The sequence below is a fragment of the Nocardiopsis sp. NPDC049922 genome, assembly GCF_040660275.1.
Taxonomy (GTDB): Bacteria; Actinomycetota; Actinomycetes; order Streptosporangiales; family Streptosporangiaceae; genus Nocardiopsis.
In genome coordinates, this window is sequence record NZ_JBFAME010000008.1 from 266,006 (window position 1) to 287,292 (window position 21,287).

A 21,287-nucleotide genomic window follows, 5' to 3' on the forward strand; every position below is an offset into this window, starting at 1 on the left:
CACGCGCCGCCGACGACCGGGGGCACGGGCACGAGAAAACCCGCGGCGCCCTCGACGAACGATCGTCGGGGCGCCGCGGGTTGTTCGGGGGCCGGGGCCACCGGGGGAGATCCGCAGAGCGGGCGTCGGGAGCCTCGGCTAGGCAGCGTTGGCGCGGCGCATCCGGCGGCGGCGCTCGGAGGCGCGCTCGTCCTCGTTGAGCCCGCCCCAGGTGCCGTATTTCTCCGGACGCGAGATCGCGTAGTCCAGGCAGTCGGTTCGCACCGGACAGGCCGCGCAGATCTCCTTGGCCTTGCGCTCACGGATCTCCCGCTCCGGCTGGCGCTCGCCGTCGGGGCCGAAGAAGAGCACAAGGTCCTCGCCCCGGCACGCGGCGGCATCCTGCCACCCCCAGCTCGGGCGGGGGCGCAGCGCGGCCTGCCGACGTACCTGAGACATGCTTGAACCACCTCTACTGAAATCGCTAGTAAGCTGTCGAAAAAAGCTTCAGTCACCAAAAGTTGTCATGCGGCGTGAGGCACCCCGCACGACGCGAACGCCGGACGGTGTGGCGGTGTTCCCCGGTGTGGCTGAGACCACGAGAAGACACGGTCCTGGCGGCGCTGGTCCGCCGGGGACGGAGTGCTCTCACACGAACGGCTGCGGAGGCGGTGACGGCCTCCGTCCGAGCCGGTACGTAATCATGCCATCCCCACTCCCGCTCATGCACGGGGGGTAGGGAAATTACTCGCAGAACCGTTACCGAAACCTGATGCCCGCTGGGTGGCATCTGGTGGATTGTCCGAGTTTGTCGCAAATCGCAAGTTCTCTCGCCTTGCGAAGGACACAGCACATCGTATGGGGCGATGTCCCGCCTGCCTAGGGGCTCTCCCTGATGCGCCGATCACATTGCGGACAGCACCAGGTCGCGCGATAGGGCTTGACCGTATGTCCTCACCCTGGGCGACGGCCGTCGGTAGGGGGAGGGGCGCCGTCCGCCGGTCGCGACCCCTAGGGGAAGGGTCCGGGAAACGGCGCCGAACGGGTCGTGGCGTCCGCGCGTCACAGACGGTAGAAGTGCGGAGGCGGCCACAGGGGTCGCCGACCCGCCCGGTACACACAAGGAGACGAGGCACACCATGGCCCTCCTGCGACTCATCCTCAACATCATCTGGCTGTTCGTCGCCGGGTTCTGGCTGGCGGTCGGCTACGTCGTGGCGGGCGTGATCTGCTGCGTCCTCATCGTGACGATCCCCTTCGGTGTGGCCTCCTTCCGCATGGCCAGCTACGCCCTGTGGCCCTTCGGCCGGGACCTCGTCCGCAAGCCGGGAGCGGGCGGGGGCAGCACCGTCCTCAACGTCATCTGGCTGATCGTCGCCGGATGGTGGCTGACCATCGGCCACGTCGTCACCGCCGTGGGGCTGGCCGTGACTATCATCGGACTACCCATGGCGTGGGCGTCGCTGAAGATGATCCCCGTGGCCCTCGCGCCCTTCGGCAACGAGATCGTCCGCAGCGGCGGCCCCCGGGAACCCTGGCAGTTCTGATTCGTTGGGAACCATGTGACGTGGGAGAACCGGATCGCGCACCCCGGCGCATCCGGCGACGGCGGCTCCTCCGGCCCGTCGGCTCCCGGACGCCCCACCCGCAACCCCCAGAGAATGGAGTCCATGTGCAAGCCCAGCGGCCGGGAGTGCGGGCGCTCCTGAACAAGTGGATCTCGGCCCGCGGAGTCCGCGCCGAGCGCCGCGTCCGGGCGGCGGCCCCGGTCGTGGCCGCGCCCGATCCGGAGATCCCCGAGGAGGAGCTGGCCGAACAGGACGACGTCGGCGCGGGCGACATCCTCCGCATGGTCAGCGACGTGGCCTGGCGGGTGCTCCTCATCGGCGTCGTGGCGGGGCTGCTCGTCTACGCGCTCGTCTACCTGAGCGTCGTCACGCTGCCCCTGATCCTCGCGGTGTTCCTCACCGCGTTGCTCATGCCGATGGCCAACTGGCTGCGTCGGCCCAACCCGATCAAGCGCTCCGGGTTCGGCCGGGGCACGTCCACCGCGGTCAGCGTGATCTTCGGGCTCGCCGTGCTCAGCGGGGTCATCTCGCTGATCGTGACGCCCGCCGTCAGCGGTTTCGACGACCTCGTGGCCAGCGTCAACAGCGCGGTCATCCAGCTCCAGGAGCTGGAGGTGCCCTTCGGCCTGGACCCCGCGCTGTTCAGCAACATCATCGACAGCGCCTGGGCCCAGATCGAGGAGACGATCAGCGAGAACCAGGACCAGATCCTCACCGGCGCCTGGACCGCGACGACGGCGGTGTTCCAGCTGCTCGTCGGTCTCGTGCTGATGCTCGCGCTGACGGTGTACTTCGTGCACTCGGGCGACCGGCTGGTGGAGTGGATCGTGACCCTGCTGCCGCCCAAGTCCCGCCCGGGTCTGCGGTACAGCGGCCACGTGGCCTACGGGGTCATGGGCCGGTACGTGCGCGGTGTGGCGATGGTCGGCCTCTTCGACGCGGTCGGCATCGGTGTCTTCCTCGTCTTCCTCATCGACACCAACCTGGCCATCCCGCTGATCGTGCTGACCTTCGTCGGCGCGTTCCTCCCGATCATCGGCGCCTTCCTCTCCGGCCTGCTCGCCGTCCTCGTCGCCCTGGTGACGGAGAACTGGGTGGTGGCCCTCGTCGTGCTCGGCGCGGTGATCCTCGTGCAGCAGCTGGAGAGCAACGTCTTCGCCCCCCGCATCTACGGCCAGGCCCTCGAACTGCCCTCGGCCGTGGTGCTCATCGCCCTGACCGTCGGCGGCATCCTCGGCGGCATCCCCGGCCTGTTCCTGGCCACGCCGATCGCCGCCGTGCTCGCCGCCCTGCTGCGCAACCGCCCGCCGACGCACCACGCCGCGGCTCCCGGCTCCGGGAGGGCGGTCGACGTCGGCGACGCGGGACCGCCCGGCGGCGAGGGGGCGGACGGCGCGTCCGCGACGAAGGCCTGATCTCCGGCCGCGGACCCGGTCCGCGCGGGAGGACGTCCGCGATCGACGCGGGGCGGCCCGGTCCCCTGGGGGAATGCGGGCCGCCCCGCTCCCGTTGTGGGGGCGGGGCCGCCCACCCCCGGCCCGCGGCCGTAATCCCGGTGCCGCCTCGGACGGGTGCCGTTAGGCTGTACCGTCCCGTTCCCGTCCCACCACCGCTAGGAAGCCCCTGCCATGCTGATCGCCACCGACCTCGAACTGCGCGTCGGACCCCGGGTCCTGTTGGAGCCGAGCACGTTCCGCGTCGCGGCGGGAGACCGGATCGGCCTGGTCGGTCGCAACGGCGCGGGCAAGACCACCATGACCAAGGTGCTCGCGGGCGAGGGTCTGCCCACCGGCGGCGCCGTCACGTCCTCCGGTTCCATCGGCTACCTGCCCCAGGATCCGCGCACCGGAGACCTCGACGTGATCGCCCGGGACCGGATCCTGTCGGCGCGCGGCATCGACGAGGCCCTGGAGGGGCTGCGCGCGGCCGAGAAGAAGATGGCCAGCACGGACACCAAGACGCGGAACAAGGGTGTGCGCGCCTACGCGCGGTGGGAGGAGCGGCTGCACGTGCTGGGCGGGTACGCCGCCGAGTCCGAGGCCGCCGCGATCGCCTCCAGCCTGGGGCTGCCCGACACCGTGCTCGCCCAACCGCTGCACACGCTCTCCGGCGGCCAGCGACGCCGGATCGAACTCGCGCGCATCCTGTTCAGCGGGTCGGACACCCTGCTGCTGGACGAGCCCACCAACCACCTGGACGGCGACTCGATCGTCTGGCTGCGTGACTTCCTCAAGTCGCACCAGGGCGGCCTCATCGTGATCAGCCACGACGTCGACCTGGTCGAGCACGTGGTCAACAAGGTGTTCTACCTCGACGCCAACCGCAGCGTCATCGACGTCTACAACATGGGCTGGAAGCAGTACCTGACCCAGCGCGAGGCCGACGAGCGGCGCCGCCGCCGGGAACTGGCCAACGCCGAGAAGCAGGCCGACACCCTGCGCAAGCAGGCGGACAGGTTCCGGGCCAAGGCGTCCAAGGCGCGGGCGGCGCAGCAGATGCTCAACCGGGCCGACCGGATCATGGGCGGCGTGCAGGGCGTGCGCAAGGCCGACAGGGTCGCCAAGCTGCGCTTCCCCGACCCCGCGCCCAGCGGCCGGACGCCGCTCACGGCGGAGGGGCTGTCCAAGTCCTACGGGTCCCTGGAGATCTTCTCCGGCGTGGACCTGGCGATCGACCGGGGCAGCCGCGTCGTGATCCTCGGGCTCAACGGCGCGGGCAAGACCACGCTCCTGCGCCTGCTGGCCGAGGTCGAGACACCCGACACCGGACGCGTCGTCCCCGGCCACGGGCTCAAACTGGGGTACTACGCCCAGGAGCACGAGACCCTGGACGTGGACCGCAGCGTGCTGGAGAACATGATGAGCGCGGCCCCGGACCTCCCGGAGGTCGAGGCGCGCAAGACCCTGGGCTCCTTCCTGTTCACCGGCGACGACGTCGACAAGCCCGCCGGGGTGCTCTCGGGCGGTGAGAAGACGCGGCTGGCCCTGGCCACCCTGGTGGTGTCCAGCGCCAACGTGCTCCTGCTGGACGAGCCGACCAACAACCTCGACCCGGCCAGCCGCGAGGAGATCCTGGCGGCTCTGCGCAACTACAAGGGCGCGATCGTGCTGGTCACGCACGACGAGGGCGCGGTCGAGGCGCTCCAGCCCGAGCGGGTCATCCTCCTGCCCGACGGAGTCGAGGACGTCTGGAACACCGAGTTCGAGGACCTCATCGCGCTCGCGTGAGCCGTGCGCTCCCCGGCCCCGGCCGTCCGCGGCGGCGGGGACGCCCAGCGGGCCGCGAGGTTCACCCCCGTCCGTTTCGGGCGTGGATTGCGGTGTTCCGAAACCCTGTCCGAGGAGAGTGACGGGGGCGTGGCGCACCGTGGGTGTGGCGTCGCCCCGTTCCGGTACCGGATCATGGCGGTGAGCCCGATCCGGCTCACGACGACTCCGAGGAGTGATCTGTGAACGATGCGCTGAGCAAGGGCACGCGCGTGTCCGGGGAGGACCGCTCGGCTCTGGCCACCCGACTCAAGCGCCGCTACGACGAGGGCGAGAGCATCCGCATGCTGGCGGCGGCCACCGGCCGGTCCTACGGGTTCGTCCACCGGCTGCTCGGTGAGGCGGGGGTCGAACTGCGCGGGCGGGGCGGGGCCACCCGCCGCCGGCGGCCGGTCGTCTAGGGGGCCGACGGCGTCCCGCCGCGTCGGGCCCGGCCCGACAGCGGCGCTTCGGTTACCGGAGAGTAATGTCAGGGTGGAACCCGACACGACGGAGGAACCCATGGCACAGGCAGCGCACGGCCCCGGGACGGCGCCCACCGAGGAGGAGCTGTCCAGGGCGGGGCTGAGGCTGGCGGTGGACGGGCCCGTCGCCCGGATCACCATCAGCCGTCCGGAGCGCCGCAACGCGATGACCGGCCGTACGTGGACCACGCTGGCCCACATTGGCCAGACGCTGCCGAGTGATGTCCGAATCGTCGTCATCGCCGGAGACGGTGACATCTTCTCCGCGGGCATCGACCTCGCCATGTTCTCCCCCGAGGGCGTCGACGGCGAGCGGTCCATCGTCGCGGGCCTGGCCGACGGCTCGGCCGACGCCGCCGACCTGGAGGGCTACATCGCCGGTCTCCAGGAGGGCTTCCTGTGGCTGCGCCGCCCCGACCTGGTGACCGTCGCGGCCGTGCGCGGCCACGCCATCGGCGCCGGGTTCCAGCTGGCCCTGTCCTGCGACCTGCGCGTCCTGGCCGACGACGCCTCCCTGTGCATGAAGGAACCGGCGCTCGGCCTGGTTCCGGACCTGACCGGGACCAAGCCCCTCGTGGACATCGTGGGCGTGCACCGCGCGACCGAGATCTGCCTGACCGCGCGCCGGGTGGGCGCCCACGAGGCCCGCGAGCTGGGCCTGGCCGAACTCGTCGTCGGCGTCGACGAACTCCCCGGCGCCGTCGACGACCTGGTCCAGGGGCTGCTCGCCACCGACCGCGACGCCGCGACCGCCACCAAGGCGCTGCTCCAGCAGGCCGCGGGCAACACGCTCGAACAGCAGATCGCGGCCGAGCGCCGGGCCCAGATCGGCCGGCTCACCGCGCTCGCCCAGGGGATGGCCGCGGGGCGGCGGTAGCGCGCGCTCCCGCGCGGGACGGGGTGGGGAGACCTGGATCACCGGGGAAAACCGCCCATCCCGTCCCCGTTCCGGGGGGATCTCTAGTACGCTGCTCCAAGCGGTCATTCCATTGCCGCGCGCATCCGAGCGTGCCGGGCCGCACAAGACGCGGACAGCGTGTCGACGGCGTCGACGCCACTCTTGATCCGAAGAGCCCAGGAGCCCCATGTCCATCGGGGCCCGCTTCCGCGTGTGATCAGGCGCGTTTGTGTGATTTCTTCGCTGGGTCCCCGGGGCCGTGTGGAGCCTTCCTCGAAACGCCGCCAAACGATGAGGAAGGTACACGTCACTTGACGGACACTGCCGTAGAGCCTGCCTTCGACGGTCTCGGGCTGCCCCAGGACATCGTCGACGAGCTGGCCAAGAACGGTGTGACCACCCCGTTCCCGATCCAGGCCGCCACCATTCCCGACGCGATCGACGGACGGGACGTCCTCGGCTGCGGCCGCACCGGATCGGGCAAGACCCTGGCCTTCGGCCTGCCGGTCCTGACCCGCTGCTCCGAGCGCCGCGCCGCCTCCGCCCGACCGCGGGCCCTGATCCTCGTGCCCACCCGCGAACTCGCCCACCAGGTGCGCGACGCCCTGCGCGGCTACGCCCGCGTCCTGGGCGTGCGCGTCGGCGACGTCGTGGGCGGCAGCTCCTACACCCGCCAGATCAACGAGCTCCGCCGTGGCGTCGACGTCCTCGTCGCCACGCCGGGCCGCCTCACCGACCTGATCGAGCAGGGCGCCTGCGACCTGGGCGACGTGGAGATCTCGGTGCTCGACGAGGCCGACCAGATGTGCGACATGGGCTTCATGCCGCAGGTCAGCGAGCTGCTCGACCAGGTGCACCCCGACGGCCAGACCCTGCTGTTCTCCGCCACGCTCGACGGCGACGTCGACAAGCTGGTGCGCAAGTACATGGACAGCCCGCGCACCCACTCGGTGGACCCGCCGGTCTCGCAGGTCACCACCATGGAGCACCACCTGCTCAAGGTGCTGCCGCGTGACAAGAACAAGATCGTCGCCCAGATCGCCGCGCGTGAGGGCCGCACCATCCTGTTCGTGCGCAGCAAGTACCGCGCCGACACCATCAGCGAGCAGCTGGTCCAGGCCGGGGTGCCCTGCGCCTCGCTGCACGGCGGCAAGACGCAGAGCGTGCGCACCCGCACCCTCGCCAAGTTCCGCGAGGGCCGCATCCAGGCCCTGGTCGCCACCGACGTCGCCGCGCGCGGCATCCACGTCGACGGCATCGACCTGGTCGTCAACATCGACCTGCCCACCGGCCACAAGGACTACCTGCACCGCGGCGGCCGCACCGCCCGCGCGGGCTCCTCGGGCGCCGTGGTGTCCCTGGTGGCGCCCAACCAGCGCCGGATGGCCCGCCGTCTGCTCAGTGACGCCGGTGTCGACGCCAAGCAGCACCTGGTCAACCCCGGTGACGAGCTGCTCACCGAGGTGACCGGGGCCAAGGAGCCCAGCTGGGAGCCGTGGATCGAGCCGCCGGAGCCCGAGCGCCCGCGCCGCGGCCGTGGCGGTCCGCGCCGGGGCGGCCCCCGTGGCGGCGGCTACCGGGGCGGCGGCCCGCGCGGCGGCTACCGGGGCGACCGCCGCGGTGAGGGCGGCGGCTTCCGCGACGGTGAGCGCCGCGGTTTCCGGGACGGCGAGCGCCGGTCCGAGCGCGGCGAGGGCGGCGGCTACCGGGGTGACCGTCCCCGGGGCGAGCGCTTCGGCGACTCCGGTGAGCGCCGGGGCGGCCCGCGTGGCGGCTACCGGGGCGACCGTCCCCGTAGCGACCGCCGCGGTGAGGGCGGCGGCTTCCGCGACGGTGAGCGCCGTGGCGGCTACCGGGGCGACAACCGCCGCGGCGACCGCTACGACTCGGCCTCGCGGTACTGATCCGCGCTGGCGGGCGGCCCTGACACGGGCGTCCGCGCACACCACGGGCTCGGGTCCGGCTTCGGCCGGGCCCGAGCCCTCGTGCGTTCGCGGTCAGCGGGCGGCCGGTGCGGGCGCGGCCTCGCCCAGGTCGCGGCCGCGCGTCTCACGGGCGACGGCCACGGCCACCAGGGTCACCGCGCACATGGCGGTGAGGTACAGCGCCACGGGCAGCGAGGTGCCGAACGCGGCGAGCAGGGCGGTCGCGATCAGCGGCGCCAGGCCGCCGGCGACGATCGACGCCAGCTGGTAGCCCACGGAGGCGCCCGAGTAGCGCACGCGCGTGCTGAACAGCTCGGAGAAGAAGGCGCCCTGCGGCCCGTACATGGCGCCGTGGAAGATCAGTCCGACGGTCGCGGCCAGGGTCGCCGACCAGAAGGTTCCGACGTCGATGAGCGGGAAGAACGCGAAGCCCCACAGGGCGATGCCGACCGCGCCGACCGTGACGACCGGGCGGCGGCCGATCCGGTCGGACAGCGCGCCCCAGGCGGGGATGGTCACCAGGTGGACCGCGGACGCGACCAGCACCGCGTTGAGCACCTCGGCCCTGGACAGCTCGGCCTCCTGCGTGGCGTAGACGAGGATGAACGCGGTGACGATGTAGTACGACACGTTCTCCGCCATGCGCACGCCCATGGCGACGAGGGCCTCGCGCCAGTGGTCGCGCAGGACGCCGACGATGGGGGCGCGCTCGGGGACGGCCGCGGTCTCGGCGCGCTCACGGGCCTCGCGGAACACCTCGGACTCGTTGACGGCGAGCCGGATCCACAGGCCGACCAGCACCAGCACGCCCGACAGCAGGAAGGGCACGCGCCAACCCCAGGCGAGGAAACTCGCGTCGGTCATCGTCACGGACAGGATCGCCAGGACGGCCGTGGCCAGCAGGTTGCCGCCGGGCGCGCCCGCCTGCGGCCAGGATGCCCAGAAGCCCCGGTGCTCGGGCCGTCCGTGTTCGGACACGAGCAGCACCGCGCCGCCCCACTCCCCGCCCAGGGAGAAGCCCTGGACGACCCGCATGAGCGTCAGCAGCAGGGGCGCGGCCACACCGATCGCGGCGTAGGTGGGCAGCAGGCCGATCGCGAAGGTCGAGGCGCCCATCATCAGCAGGCTGATCACGAGCAGCTGCTTGCGGCCGATCCGGTCGCCGAAGTGCCCGAAGACCAGCCCGCCCAGCGGTCGGGCCACGAAGCCCACCGCGTAGGTGGTGAACGCCAACATGGTCCCGACCAGGGGGTCGGCCTCGGGGAAGAAGATCTGGTTGAAGACGAGGGCGGCGGCCGCGCCGTACAGGAAGAAGTCGTACCACTCGATCGTCGTGCCGACGAGGCTGGCCGTCACCACGCGCAGGATGGGCGTTCTGCGCTGATCCGGGGCGGGGGAGGAGGCGGTGTTCGGTTCCATGGAACGAACGGTAGGGACCGAACGTGACCTGGGCCATGTTCATGCTCCCCACAGGTGGGCGCGTCGCCATGTGGGACATCGGCATAGGTCGGCGCCGCGGGATCCTGACGGTCCTTTACCCCGATTTCGCGTGTCCCGAGTGCTCGGGCCGCCCGTCCTTGTGGACAGTGGCGGGACGGCCCCGGTCCCGGTCCGGGGTGACCGCGCCACCAGAAGGGGAACGGGTGAACGCCCTCAACGACGCCATCACCGCAGTCAACGACGTCTTCTGGAGCTGGTTGGTCATCCCGCTCCTGATCGTCCTGGCCGTCTACTTCACCCTGCGCTCGGGCTTCGTCCAGCTCCGGCTGCTCCCGGAGATGTTCCGGGTGATCCGCAGCAGTCCCGGCGTCGCACCCGACGGCAAGCCGGAGATCTCCTCCTTCCAGGCGTTCGCCATCTCGGCCGCCTCGCGCGTCGGCACGGGCAACATCGTCGGCGTGGCCACGGCGATCGTCCTGGGCGGGCCCGGCGCGGTGTTCTGGATGTGGCTGATGGCGACGGTGGTCGGCTCGGCCGCCTTCGTGGAGTCCACCCTGGCGCAGCTGTACAAGGTGCGCACGGGGACCGGCTTCCGCGGGGGCCCGGCCTACTACATGCAGCACGGGTTGGGGCAGCGCTGGATGGGTGTGCTCTTCGCCGTGGTCATCACCATCACCTTCCCCCTGGTCTTCAACTCCGTGCAGGCCAACAGCATCTCCGGCTCGGTGGCCGCCACCGTGGCGGAGCTCGGGGGGCCCGGCGGTTGGCTGTTGAACGCGGTCGTGGGTCTGCTCCTGGTCGGCCTGGTCGCACTGGTCGTCTTCGGCGGCGTGCGCCGGATCGCCCACTGGACCGAGGCGCTCGTCCCGACGATGGCCCTCCTGTACCTCCTGCTCGGGCTGGTCGTCGTCCTGCTCAACCTGGAGGAGCTGCCGCGGGTGATCAGTGACATCTTCGTGTCGGCCTTCGGCGCGCGGGAGTTCGTCGCCGGCGGCGTGGGCGCGGCGATCGTGCAGGGCATGCGCCGCGGCATGTTCTCCAACGAGGCGGGGCTGGGGTCGGCGCCCAACGCGGGCGCCACGGCGTCGGTGTCGCACCCGGTCAAGCAGGGCCTCGTGCAGTGCCTGGGCGTGTACTTCGACACCCTCCTCATCTGCTCGGTGACCGCGTTCATCATCCTGGTGCCCGAGCCCGAGTACGGCGGGGTGGGCGGTGTCCAGGTCACACAGGTCGCGCTGGCGTCCTCCCTGGGCGGATGGGCGGTGCACGCGCTCACCGTCATCCTGTTCCTGCTCGCCTTCTCCTCCGTGCTGGGCAACTACTACTACGGTGAGACCAACCTCAGGTTCCTCGACGCCGAGCCGCACCACCTGACCTACTTCCGCGCGCTCGTCCTGGTGGCCGTTTTCGCCGGAAGCGTGGCGCCGCTGACCCTGGTGTGGACGCTCGCGGACGTGTTCATGGGCGTGATGGCGGTGGTCAACCTCGTCGCGCTGATACCGCTGTCGGAGATCGCGTTCCGGCTGTTGGCGGACTACGGTCGTCAGTACCGCAACGGCCTGGACCCCCAGTTCACGCTGGCCAAGATGCCCGACCTGAGGAACGTGGAGTGCTGGGGCGACCCCGAGGGCGCGCTGCCCGAGGACATCGCGCGCGGCCACGGCGTACGGCTGGGCGACCCGGTGGTGCCGACCGACGACCAGGACCGCCCCGACGACGGCGGGGAGGACGGCGGCGCCGGCCGCTGACCCGGCGCCCGTCCGTGCGGGGGGCGTCCGGCTTGTCCACAGGCCGCGGTCGCCCGTCCCGAACGAAAACGGTTTTCGGTTACCATTCCTGAAGATTCCATCCGACAACGCGGAGTAGCACCGTGTCCGACCGGACCCCTTCAGCCGCCGGTTCCACCCCCCACGCCTCCCTCGGCGACTCGCTCGCCGGAGGGTGGGACGAGCGTGGGGACGAGCTGCCCCCCTCGGAGTGGGGACGCCGCTCCGGGGCGCGCAGGACCGGGACGGTCTGGCTGTTCGCCCTGTTCATCACCGCGATGGCGCTCGCGCACGCGTGGCTGTCCGACCAGCTGACCAGCCAGGCCTTCCTCGCCTGGGCCACCGTCTTCACCGCGATCAGCTTCCAGGCGCTGCCGTTCCTGGTGTTCGGCGTCGCCCTGTCCGCCGCCCTCACGGCCTTCGTGCCCGCCTCGGTCTACCAGCGCTTCTTCCCGTCCAGACCGGCCGCGGCCGTGCCCGTCGCCGGACTGTCCGGGGCGCTCCTGCCGGGGTGCGAGTGCGCGTCGGTGCCCATCGCGGGAAGCCTGGTCAAGCGCGGGGTCGCTCCGGCCGCCGCGCTCACGTTCCTGCTGGCCGCGCCCGCCATCAACCCGGTCGTCATGATCGCCACCGCCGTGGCCTTCGCCGGACAGCCCGAGGTGGTGCTGGCCCGGTTCGCGGCCTCGCTGCTGGCGTCGGTGGTCATCGGCTGGATCTGGGTGCGGTTCGGCCGGGCGGACTGGCTGCGGCTGCCCGCCCCCACGCACGCCGCGGGCGCCGCCCGCTGGCTGGTCTTCCGCGACTCGATGCTGCACGACATGATGCACGCGGGCGGCTACCTCGTGGTCGGCGCGCTTGCCGCGGCGAGCCTGAACATCCTCGTGCCGCGCGAGTGGCTGCTGTCGGTGGCCGAGGCGCCCGTGGTGTCGGTGCTGGTCCTGGCGGCGCTGGCGGTCGTGCTGTCCATCTGCTCGGAGGCCGACGCCTTCGTCGCGCTCAGCTTCACCGACTTCTCGCCCACGGCCAAGCTCGCCTTCATGGTGATCGGCCCGATGGTGGACCTCAAGCTCATCGCGATGCAGGCGGCGGTGTTCGGGTGGCGCTTCGCCGTCCGGTTCGCTCCGCTGTGCCTGGTGGTCGGACTGCTCAGCACGTTCCTGATCGGAGGCCTCATCCTGTGAACCGCATCGCCCAGGGACTCACCCTCGTGCTGCTGGGGGCCGCGGCGCTGACCAGCACCATCCCCACCGACATGTACCTCAACTGGGTCAAACCGGGGTTCGGCCCCTTCCTGGTCGCCGCCGGTGCGGTCACGGTCGCGCTCGGCGCCGTGGTCGTGGTCGCCGAGATCCGCGGCGGGAACCGGGGCGAGGACGACGGGGAGGACCACGCGTTCTGCGCCGCCGAGGCCGCCGACGGGGGAGCGGACGGCGATCACGCCTCCGGGGGCGGCCACGGTCACGACCACTCCCGCGCGCCCCGGGTGGCCTGGCTGCTGCTGGTGCCGGTCGTGGCCGTCTTCGTCGTGGCCCCGCCCGCGCTGGGCTCCTACACGGTGGAGCGCAGTGAGCCCGCCAGCGCGCCGGGGGAGGGGCCTCCCTCGGGGCGGTTCGACGACGGCCTGGACGACGCGGAGCCGGGCGAGGTGGTCGCCATGGACATCCGTCAGTTCGTGATGCGGGCCTGGGTCGACGAGGAACGGGCGCTGTCCGGGCGCGAGGTCGAGCTGACCGGGTTCGCCGTGCCCAACCCCGAGGGCGAGGGGTGGTACCTGGCCCGGCTCCAGATGGCGTGCTGCGCCGCCGACGCCATCGTCAACCGGGTGCTCATCACCAACGTGCCGGAGCCGGAGGCCGACTCCTGGTGGACGGTCCGCGGCACGTGGGTCGAGCCGGAGGGCGAGCTGGTCGACGTCAGCGAGCACCGGTTCGAGGCGCTGGAGCGGTCGGAGGTGGCCAACCCGCCGGATCCCTACGAGGCCTGACCGGGCGGGGACCCAGCCGTCCGTGCCGAGGCGGGCGTCCCCGGTGCCCCCCGAGGGCAGCGCCGTCGCCCGGCCGCGACGCCACAGGGTTCCTGCGCAGATCCGGATCGCCACACCGAGCACCGTCCGACGCAAGTACGTCACTTTGAGTGACAATGGCCGGGTGTCAGAGTGGATCGACAAGGCTCAAGCGATGTGGCGCCGTCTGCGCCCGAAGTCGATCCGTGCCCGTGTCACCCTCTGGGCCGTATCGGTGCTCCTCGTGGTCATCGGCCTGTGGTCACTGGCGACCGCCGTCGCCGTCCGGGAGTTCGTCCTCGACCGGGACCGGGACCAGGCGGCCAGGGCGGCACGGTTGGTGGCCGACGACATCGCCGACAGCCGTTACGACGAACTGGTCCCGACCGACGCGCCGATCCTGTGGCTCCAGGTCGTCGACCGGGAGACCCACGAGGTCGTGGCGGCCAGCGCCGCCATGTACGGTGAGCCCCCGCTCGCCGTGCCGGAGCAGGACTCCGACTCCCCCCGCTTCGACACCACCGTCTGCGCTCCCGAGGCCCATCTCAGGAACCGCGAGTGCCTCCTGGTGGTCGGCTACGAGGTCGACGAGACGGCCTACGGGGACGTCTGGATCCTCGCGGCCTCCCTCAGGCCCACGCTCGTCGAGACGGCCACCCCCGAGGTGGTGCTGGGCGGCATGTCGGGGGTGCTGCTGTGCATCAGCGGGCTCATCACCTGGTACGGGGTCGGTCGGGCCCTGCGCCCCGTGGAGCGGATCAGCGCCGAACTGGACCGGTTGTCGGCGAGCAACCTGGACCGCAGACTCCCGGTCCCCAGGAGCCACGACGAGATCGCGCACCTGGCACGCACCGCCAACGCCAGTCTCGAACGCCTCTCGGAGGCCGTCGCCAAGCAGCACCGGTTCGTCTCCGACGCCTCGCACGAACTGCGCAACCCCATCGCCGGGATGCGCACCCGGATCGAGGTCGAGCTGTCCGACCCCGACCCCGACCCCTGGGCCCGCGAACTCCTGCTCAGCGCCCTGCTCGCCGACACCGAACGGCTGGAGAACATCGTCGTCGACCTCCTGGAGTTGGCCCGCCTGGACACCGGCGCGGTCGCCGACAGCCAGCGCGTGGACCTGTCCGCACTGGTGGCCGACGAACTGGTCGGCCGCCGCAACGGCCCCGTGATCAGGGTGCACTCGGCGGGGCCGGTCTGGGTGCTCGTCAACCGCCTGCGCCTGACCCGTGTGCTCACCAACCTGGTCGCCAACGCCGAACGGCACGCCCGCTCCCGGATCGAGGTCACCATCGACCGCGAGGGGGAGAACGCCGTCCTCCGGGTGCACGACGACGGCACCGGGGTGCCCGAGCGCGATCGGGAGCGGGTCTTCGAACGCTTCGCCCGCCTCCAGGAGTCCCGCGAGCGCGATCCCGGCGGCAGCGGTCTGGGCCTGCCGATCTCCCGGGAGATCGCCGAGGACTACGGCGGCACGCTGACCGTCGCGGACAGCGACCTGCTCGGCGGGGCCGTGTTCACCCTCACGCTCCCCGCCGAGCCCGGCCGACTGGCCTGACCCGCGTCGTCTACCGGGCCGCGTCCGCGTCCGAGAGCGGGACCTCGTCGGGGCTCGGGCGGTCCAGCTCGAACTCCAGGATCTCGCCGCCACCGCTGTCGGTGGTCCTGGGCTCCTGGAGGACCTCCAAGCCGCCCTCGGCGTGGTGCTGCACCACCATGACCCCGGTGTACCCGCTGTGGTCGTCCTCCGTCGCGGAGAAGGGGACCAGACCCGGTCCCGTCCACTCGCGGGCGTTCAGGGCGGTCAGGAGCGCCTCACGGTCCAGGTCCGGGCCGGTCTCCATGAGCACCTGGGCGAACAGCGTCGCCTGCGCCATGCCGTAGATCGTGGTGTCGGTGAAGGGAGTCCCCTCGTTGTACCGCTCGTGGATCTCCCGGAAGAACGCGGTCCACGGGTCGTCGGACTGGGCGGCCATCGGCAGGAACGCGGTCATGATGAGCCCGTCCAGGAAGGCCTCGGCCGGGATGTCCTCGGCCGGGGTGCCCTGGGCGTACTCCTCGATGAGACCGGTCACGATCCGCACGTCCGCGCCGAAGCTGGGCGCGACCCACTGGGGCTCGTAGCCGATCGCGGCGGACTCCATGACGGCCAGGGCGAGGTAGGAGGGGATGCAGTAGCACACGGCGACCTCCGCGCCGGACTCCTTCATCGCGGTGATCTGACCGGAGAGTTCGGGCACACCGGGGTCGTAGGACTCCCAGGCCACGATCTCCTCGGAGAGGTACTGCTCGATCCCGGCGTGCGACGCGGGGCCCACGTCGTCGTTCTGGTACAGGAGCGCGACCTCCTCGCCGGCGAGGTGCTCGGCGATGAACGCGCCCTGGACCTTGGCCTCGCGGGTGTAGTCCACCTGGAAGCCGTAGCTGTAGGGGTACTCCTCGGGCTGGTCCCAGGACAGCGCGCCGGAGGAGACGAACAGGTCCGGCACGCCCCGCTCGTTGAGCTCGTCGATGACCGACTCGTGGGTGGGGGTGCCCAGACCGCCGAGCATCGCGAAGATCTCGTGGTCCTCCATCAGCGCGCGGGTGGCCTCCTGCGTGTGCGCGGGGTCGAAGCCGTCGTCCTGGACCTGGTACTCGATCCGCCGCCCGTGGATGCCGCCGTTGTCGTTGATGTAGTCGAACATGGCCCGCGCGCCGGTGGACACGTGCCGGAAACCGGGCGCCGCGGCGCCGGTGAGCGGCTGGTGCGTGCCGATGACGACGGCGTCGTCGGTCACCCCCTGGGTGAGGTCCGCGGCGCCGGCCTCACCGTCCGCCCGCTCCCCGCCGCAGGAGGCGGTGAGGACCGCGACGGCCAGGGCCAGGGCGAGGGTTCTCAGTGTGCGCATGATGGTCAGTCCTGGGGGTCCGTGATTCGTCTCGGCGGACGGTGGCTCCGTGATCGGGGGCGGAACCGGAGGTCAGAGAGGATTCCGGTCGGTTACTCGCGAGTATGTTACCCACGGGTTACACCATACGCGTGTCGTGGACCACTGCGATCTCGCGGGGGGTCTGAGCGCGGTCCCCTGGCCGGACCTGGCCACGCGGCCCCCACCCGCGTCCGGCGGGGGCGCGTCAGCCGCAGACCAGGGCCGGAGAATCGACGGGGAGGGGGGAGGTGTCCGCGAGGGTCACCGCGATGGGGGCGTCGGTGGGGGCGAGCCGCCGCATCGAGAGGTGGGTCCGGGCCTCGTCGCCCGGCGAGACCCCGACACGGGCCGGGGAGACGCCGACGAAGACGTTCTCGCGGCCGTAGGAGATCCCGGTCCGCATGGCCAGGGCGACGATCGTCCAGCTCCCGACCGGCACGTCCGTGAGGGTGAAGTCGACACGCGGCCCCGAGGGAAGGAACCTGTGGGCGACCGGGGCCTGCTGCGGGATCCGGGAGTGGAACGCCCCGACCAGGACGTTGGTGCCGTTGGCGGACCGGGGGAGCTCCACGGTGCCGCTCAGGGTCCCCGTGCCCGGGCGGCCGCTCACGGGCGTCGGACCGAGGCCCTCCAGTTCGTGTGTGCAGGGCATGCGGCTGAATCCGCCCGAGGCGGTCACCAGCAGTCGCTCGACGTCGGGGTGGCGGTACTGGCGCGGGGTCATTCCCACCGCGCGGGTGAATCGGCTGGTGAACGTGCCGACGCTGTTGTATCCGACGCTGTGGACGATGTCGCACACGTTCATCGGTGAGCTGATCAGGAGTTTCTTCGCCTCGAACATGCGTACCGCGGTCAGGTACCTGCCCGGGGGGACTCCGACTTCCTGCGCGAAAACCCGAGACAGGTGGAAGGGGCTGACGAAGACCTCGTTGGCGATGTCCTCCAGGGTGATGGACTCGGAGAAGCGTCTGTGGATCATCGCGACGGCCTTGTACACTGCTTCGCGCACTACCACTCCTACGGTGACGGGTCAGCACGGAGTCGACGTGAGCGCGAGCCCGTGGGGGAAGCGCGCGACTCACCGCTCCATCCTTCTTAGGGGTTCACGGGTTAGCTTCTCCAAGATTGCTCTTTGCATCCATAACTAACTTTTCTGATCGTGTTCGCTAATCGAACTCATGTTCGAATCAGGTCGAATGACGTGAGGTCCCAAAAACCCCACCAGTCCGCACGGGGCATTTCGGTCCAGCTTGCGTCGTGGTGCTGGTGCGGGTCGGGTCAAGAATCTTCAATTCGACGCTAATAAAACATTCTGCGATTGCGGTCAAGGGGCCGTATGTCCCTTTTTGGCCGCCGTGGGGGCGACCGCGCCGTCTCCTCGTCGCGCACACGCCGGGCGCGGCCCCGCGACCGGGGCCTTGCCGCTCGGGCCGGTTCGGTGTCCCGGGCGTCCAGGCGGGAGGTCCGAACCCTTCCCCTCCGCTTCCCCGGCGCGGACTCCACGAGCGCGCCGGCGCCGAATTCGTGCGCGTTCCCGGGTGGAGAGCAATCCTGAGGATGAACGGGGCTCGGCGCCCGCACACGATGGGCGTTGTGCCCCGGGTCGCTCGCGACCTCCCCCACCTTCGAGGAACGCTGATGCGGTTGTTGTTCCGCCTGGCCAGAATCGCCATCGCCGCCGTGTCCCCGGTCACCCGCTGGCGACAGCGTCCGACCACCGCCCCCGGGAGTGTCCGATGATCCTCGGCCAGAGCGCCCGCCGGGCCTACCGCGACGGAATCGACGTGCTCAACACCCGCCGCCACCGGACCGGGTTGCGCGCCTTCATGGTGATCGTCCTCGCGCACTGGGCCGAACACCTGGCCCAGGCGGCGCAGATCTACGCGCTGGACTGGCCGGTGGCCGAGGCCCGGGGCATACTCGGCATCCCCTTCCCCTGGCTGGTCACCTCCGAGTGGCTGCACTACGGCTACGCGCTGGTCATGCTCGTGGGGTTGTTCCTGCTGCTGCCCGGCTTCACCGGGCGCTCGCGCACCTGGTGGTGGATCTCGCTCGGCATCCAGCTCTGGCACCACCTCGAACACCTGCTGCTGCTGGTCCAGGCCCTGGTCGGGGTCAACATCGCCGGACGGGAGGATCCGACCAGCCTCGTCCAGTTGCTCATCCCGCGCGTGGAGCTGCACCTGCTGTACAACTCCCTGGTCTTCGCGCCGATGGTGGTCGCCCTGTACCTGCACGCGCGGCCCGGACCCGCCGAACGGGACGCGATGGTGTGCGACTGCGCCGACGAGGAGGAGCCGCCGGGGGCGGCGGCGTGACCCGCCGCCGGATGGGCGCCTTCCCGGTGGTGGTCCTCGTGCTCGGCCTGTTCCTCGCCTACCTGGGCGCGGGAAACGTGGACCGCAGCATCCGCGCGCTGCGCGCCGACGGGGACCCCGGCCGGTTCACGGCGGCCGCGCAGGACTGCGTGAACCACCTCGGGCACGTGTCCTGTACCTGCTACGGGGACTACAGGTCCGACGACGGGTCGGTGGAGCACGAGTGGATCTACCTCTCCGGCGGCGACTTCGCCTGTGCGGAAGGGAGTGTGTCGGCGGCCGTGGACATCGGGTCGGCCACGCGCGTGTACCACCCCGACGGCTCGCACGAGTGGATCGCGACCGCCGCGCTGATCCTGGCGGGGCTGGGCATGGCCGCGTGGTCGGTGGTGCCGTGGGCGCGCGGTGTGCTGCGCGCCCGGGCCCACGGCTGAGCCCCTACTCCCGGCCGACGTCCACCCGTCCGGCCGCCACCGACTTGGGGGAGCGGTCCAACAGTTCGCGCGCGGCCCGGGCGATGCGGTCCGAGGCCTGGTGGACCGGGCTGTCGCGGCGCCAGACCAGGAGGTGGCGCAGCTGGATCGGGGCCCCGGCCAGCGGTCGGATGACGACGCCGTCCGAGGCGTCGAAGTCGGACTGGCACGGGGCCACGGCGCGGTGGTCGGCGATGAGGTCGTGGATCTCCGAGCGGTCGTAGAGACGGAAGGGCACGTCGGGGGAGAATCCGGCCCGTTGGCAGGCCAGGTAGAAGCACTCCGGCCAGCCGCTCCCGTCCGGAGGGGTCAGCGCCCACGGGCTGCCGGCGAGGTCGGCCAGGCGCACCGACGGCTGGTCGGCCTGGGGGTGGCCCTCCCACAGCGCCACGTGCAGCGGCTCCACGGCGAGCATCGCCCACGAGAGCGGCCCGTCGGTGGGCAGGTCGCGGTCCACGTAGTCGACGGTGGTGCCCATGTCCAGGCGACCGGCGCGGACCAGGTCGGTCACCAGCTTGGGGGAGTACTCGGTGCGCACGTGCACGGGCGCGTCGGGGAAGACCTCGGGCAACCGCGCCGACAGCTCCAAGGTCAGCGGTCCCACCCCGCCGATCCTGATCGTGGTGGGGGAGGCGCGCCGCGCCGTGATGTCGTTCAGCAGGTCGTCCATGGACAGCAGGACCGCGCGCGCTCGGACCAGGACGAACTCGCCCAGCTCGGTGGGGCGCACCCCGGAGCGTCCCCGGTGGAACAGGGGGCCGCCGACCTCGCGCTCTATCCGCTGGAGCTGCGTGGTCAGCGCGGGCTGCGACGTCGACAGGGCCGCGGCGGCCCTGGTCACGCTGCCGGTGTCGGCCAGGAGGCAGAGGGTACGCAGGTGGCGGAGTTCGAGGTCCATGCGTGGAATGTAGGACGAGTGGAGGGTTCGTGTACAGACGTGTGTTCGCAGGTCGGTGAAACCAACGCTCCGTCAAGCCCACCGCGCCCCCGCGTCGCGCCCGTCCAGCCCCGAACCGCCACCGCGTCGCCCTTGTGGGATAGGGTGCCGCTCGTCACCATATAGTTGGACGACCTACTAAATGACGCGTGGGTCGCCGCAACCGTGGGAGAGGGTCATGGCGGTCGAACGCACACTGCACACACCGGAGGCCGAACAGCTCCTGGAGCTGACGCAAGAGATCGCGGACAAGGAGCTGGTCCCCCGCGCCGCCGAGGACGAGGAGAACGCCGCCTTCCCACGGGACGTCTTCCGCACCCTCGGCGCCGCCGGGCTGCTGGGCCTGCCCTACTCCAGCGAGTACGGCGGCGGCGACCAGCCCTACGAGGTCTACCTCCAGGTCGTCGAGGAGCTCGCCCGCGGCTGGCTCGCCGTCGGCCTCGGTGTGAGCGTCCACACGCTCTCCTGCTACCCCGTGGCCGCCTTCGGCACCGACGACCAGAAGGCCGCCCACCTGCCCGACATGGTCGGCGGCGACCTGCTCGGCGCCTACTGCCTGTCCGAGTCCGGCTCCGGCTCCGACGCCGCCGCCCTCACCACCCGCGCCGAACCCGTCGAGGACGGCTACCGGGTCAACGGCGCCAAGGCGTGGATCACCCACGGCGGCCGGGCCGACTACTACACCCTCTTCGCCCGCACCGGCGCCCCCGACTCCGGTGCGGGCGGCATCAGCTGCTTCCACGTCCCCGCCGGAACCCCGGGGCTCGGCGCGGCCGCCCCCGAGCACAAGATGGGCATGTCCTCCTCGCCCACGGCCGGGGTCCTGTTCGACGACGTCCGACTCGGCCCCGACGCCCTCGTCGGCGAACGCGACCGCGGCTTCGGCATCGCCCTGGCGGCCCTGGACTCCGGGCGCCTCGGCATCGCGGCGTGCGCGGTCGGCCTCGCCCAGGCCGCCCTGGACACGGCGCTCGCCTACTCCCGCGAACGCCGCCAGTTCGGTCAGGCCATCGGCGACTTCCAGGGCGTGGGCTTCATGCTCGCCGACATGGCCACCCAGATCGCCGCCTCCCGCGAGCTCTACCTGTCCGCGGCCCGGCTCCGCGACGCGGGCCGCCCCTTCGCCACCCAGGCGGCGATGGCCAAGCTCATGGCCACCGACACCGCCATGCGGGTCACCACCGACGCCGTCCAGGTCCTCGGCGGCTACGGCTACACCCGCGACTTCCCCGTCGAGCGGTACATGCGCGAGGCCAAGGTCCTCCAGATCGTCGAGGGCACCAACCAGGTCCAGCGCCTGGTGATCAGCCGCAACCTGGCCCGCGGGATCTGAGCG

The 21,287-nt window shown here is 71.5% G+C and carries 18 protein-coding genes; 13 read left to right on the forward strand and 5 right to left on the reverse strand.

Annotated features, from left to right (window positions below):
- Nucleotides 1-138: 138 nt before the first annotated feature.
- Nucleotides 139-438: a WhiB family transcriptional regulator gene (locus AB0I72_RS17260; protein ID WP_017588640.1), complete on the reverse strand. Its 300-nt coding sequence runs from the start codon at nt 436-438 to the stop codon at nt 139-141.
- A 680-nt stretch (nt 439-1,118) separates the two neighbouring features.
- On the opposite strand from AB0I72_RS17260, the gene AB0I72_RS17265 reads away from it, so the two are divergent.
- From AB0I72_RS17265 to AB0I72_RS17290, 6 genes are all read left to right on the forward strand, one after another.
- On the forward strand, nt 1,119-1,526 hold the full coding sequence (locus AB0I72_RS17265) for a YccF domain-containing protein (protein ID WP_358569104.1): 408 nt from the start codon (nt 1,119-1,121) through the stop codon (nt 1,524-1,526).
- A gap of 125 nt (nt 1,527-1,651) precedes the next feature.
- On the forward strand, nt 1,652-2,962 hold the full coding sequence (locus AB0I72_RS17270; protein ID WP_358569107.1) for an AI-2E family transporter: 1,311 nt from the start codon (nt 1,652-1,654) through the stop codon (nt 2,960-2,962).
- A gap of 213 nt (nt 2,963-3,175) precedes the next feature.
- Nucleotides 3,176-4,774, forward strand: a complete 1,599-nt coding sequence (locus AB0I72_RS17275; protein WP_358569110.1) for an ABC-F family ATP-binding cassette domain-containing protein — start codon at nt 3,176-3,178, stop codon at nt 4,772-4,774.
- A 221-nt stretch (nt 4,775-4,995) separates the two neighbouring features.
- Nucleotides 4,996-5,214, forward strand: coding sequence for a helix-turn-helix domain-containing protein (locus tag AB0I72_RS17280; RefSeq protein WP_358569113.1), 219 nt, complete (start codon nt 4,996-4,998; stop codon nt 5,212-5,214).
- 100 nt (nt 5,215-5,314) lie between these two features.
- On the forward strand, nt 5,315-6,154 hold the full coding sequence (locus tag AB0I72_RS17285) for an enoyl-CoA hydratase/isomerase family protein (RefSeq protein WP_358569116.1): 840 nt from the start codon (nt 5,315-5,317) through the stop codon (nt 6,152-6,154).
- A gap of 332 nt (nt 6,155-6,486) precedes the next feature.
- Nucleotides 6,487-8,079 (forward strand): DEAD/DEAH box helicase, encoded by a 1,593-nt coding sequence (locus AB0I72_RS17290; protein ID WP_358569119.1) that lies wholly within the window; start codon nt 6,487-6,489, stop codon nt 8,077-8,079.
- Between the two features lie 93 nt (nt 8,080-8,172).
- Here the strand turns inward: AB0I72_RS17290 and AB0I72_RS17295 are convergent, their stop codons facing one another.
- A complete protein-coding gene (locus AB0I72_RS17295; RefSeq protein ID WP_358569122.1) occupies nt 8,173-9,519 on the reverse strand; it encodes an MFS transporter in 1,347 nt (448 codons plus the stop codon).
- A gap of 224 nt (nt 9,520-9,743) precedes the next feature.
- Here AB0I72_RS17295 and AB0I72_RS17300 point away from each other — a divergent pair, with 224 nt between their 5' ends.
- The 4 genes from AB0I72_RS17300 (at nt 9,744) to AB0I72_RS17315 (ending at nt 14,869) form a co-directional block, all read left to right on the forward strand.
- Nucleotides 9,744-11,288, forward strand: a complete 1,545-nt coding sequence (locus AB0I72_RS17300; RefSeq protein WP_358569125.1) for an alanine/glycine:cation symporter family protein — start codon at nt 9,744-9,746, stop codon at nt 11,286-11,288.
- A gap of 122 nt (nt 11,289-11,410) precedes the next feature.
- On the forward strand, nt 11,411-12,487 hold the full coding sequence (locus tag AB0I72_RS17305; RefSeq protein WP_358569127.1) for a permease: 1,077 nt from the start codon (nt 11,411-11,413) through the stop codon (nt 12,485-12,487).
- Complete coding sequence (locus AB0I72_RS17310) at nt 12,484-13,290, forward strand: TIGR03943 family protein (RefSeq protein ID WP_358569130.1); 807 nt, start codon at nt 12,484-12,486, stop codon at nt 13,288-13,290. Before AB0I72_RS17305 ends, AB0I72_RS17310 begins: the two co-directional genes overlap by 4 nt.
- 163 nt (nt 13,291-13,453) lie before the next feature.
- The gene (locus AB0I72_RS17315) at nt 13,454-14,869 is read left to right on the forward strand and encodes a HAMP domain-containing sensor histidine kinase (RefSeq protein WP_358569133.1); all 1,416 of its coding nucleotides are present in this window, start codon (nt 13,454-13,456) and stop codon (nt 14,867-14,869) included.
- Nucleotides 14,870-14,879: 10 nt separating this feature from the next.
- On the opposite strand, the gene AB0I72_RS17320 is transcribed toward AB0I72_RS17315, so the two are convergent.
- Together AB0I72_RS17320 and AB0I72_RS17325 are read right to left on the reverse strand one after the other, a co-directional pair.
- Complete coding sequence (locus AB0I72_RS17320; RefSeq protein ID WP_358569136.1) at nt 14,880-16,202, reverse strand: ABC transporter substrate-binding protein; 1,323 nt, start codon at nt 16,200-16,202, stop codon at nt 14,880-14,882.
- Nucleotides 16,203-16,428: 226 nt separating this feature from the next.
- Complete coding sequence (locus tag AB0I72_RS17325) at nt 16,429-17,232, reverse strand: helix-turn-helix transcriptional regulator (protein ID WP_358569139.1); 804 nt, start codon at nt 17,230-17,232, stop codon at nt 16,429-16,431.
- A gap of 727 nt (nt 17,233-17,959) precedes the next feature.
- On the opposite strand from AB0I72_RS17325, the gene AB0I72_RS17330 reads away from it, so the two are divergent.
- Both AB0I72_RS17330 and AB0I72_RS17335 read left to right on the forward strand, forming a co-directional pair.
- Nucleotides 17,960-18,541, forward strand: a complete 582-nt coding sequence (locus AB0I72_RS17330; protein ID WP_358569142.1) for a hypothetical protein — start codon at nt 17,960-17,962, stop codon at nt 18,539-18,541.
- Nucleotides 18,538-18,975: a hypothetical protein gene (locus AB0I72_RS17335; protein ID WP_358569145.1), complete on the forward strand. Its 438-nt coding sequence runs from the start codon at nt 18,538-18,540 to the stop codon at nt 18,973-18,975. Before AB0I72_RS17330 ends, AB0I72_RS17335 begins: the two co-directional genes overlap by 4 nt.
- Before the next feature lie 4 nt (nt 18,976-18,979).
- Here AB0I72_RS17335 and AB0I72_RS17340 read toward each other — a convergent pair whose 3' ends face one another.
- On the reverse strand, nt 18,980-19,912 hold the full coding sequence (locus tag AB0I72_RS17340) for a LysR family transcriptional regulator (RefSeq protein WP_358569148.1): 933 nt from the start codon (nt 19,910-19,912) through the stop codon (nt 18,980-18,982).
- Nucleotides 19,913-20,129: 217 nt separating this feature from the next.
- Between AB0I72_RS17340 and AB0I72_RS17345 the strand changes: the two genes are divergently transcribed.
- Nucleotides 20,130-21,284 carry an acyl-CoA dehydrogenase family protein gene (locus AB0I72_RS17345; protein WP_358569151.1) on the forward strand — a complete coding sequence of 385 codons (1,155 nt, stop codon included), beginning with the start codon at nt 20,130-20,132 and terminating at the stop codon, nt 21,282-21,284.
- The last annotated feature ends 3 nt before the right edge of the window (nt 21,285-21,287 follow it).

Coding starts and splice junctions, on each gene's coding strand:
- AB0I72_RS17330 (WP_358569142.1), top strand. CDS start 17,960: ATGATCCTCGGCCAGAGCGCCCGCCGGGCCTACCGCGACGGAATCGAC.
- AB0I72_RS17295 (WP_358569122.1), bottom strand. CDS start 9,519: ATGGAACCGAACACCGCCTCCTCCCCCGCCCCGGATCAGCGCAGAACG.
- AB0I72_RS17345 (WP_358569151.1), top strand. CDS start 20,130: ATGGCGGTCGAACGCACACTGCACACACCGGAGGCCGAACAGCTCCTG.
- AB0I72_RS17285 (WP_358569116.1), top strand. CDS start 5,315: ATGGCACAGGCAGCGCACGGCCCCGGGACGGCGCCCACCGAGGAGGAG.
- AB0I72_RS17275 (WP_358569110.1), top strand. CDS start 3,176: ATGCTGATCGCCACCGACCTCGAACTGCGCGTCGGACCCCGGGTCCTG.
- AB0I72_RS17340 (WP_358569148.1), bottom strand. CDS start 19,912: ATGGACCTCGAACTCCGCCACCTGCGTACCCTCTGCCTCCTGGCCGAC.
- AB0I72_RS17260 (WP_017588640.1), bottom strand. CDS start 438: ATGTCTCAGGTACGTCGGCAGGCCGCGCTGCGCCCCCGCCCGAGCTGG.
- AB0I72_RS17320 (WP_358569136.1), bottom strand. CDS start 16,202: ATGCGCACACTGAGAACCCTCGCCCTGGCCCTGGCCGTCGCGGTCCTC.
- AB0I72_RS17265 (WP_358569104.1), top strand. CDS start 1,119: ATGGCCCTCCTGCGACTCATCCTCAACATCATCTGGCTGTTCGTCGCC.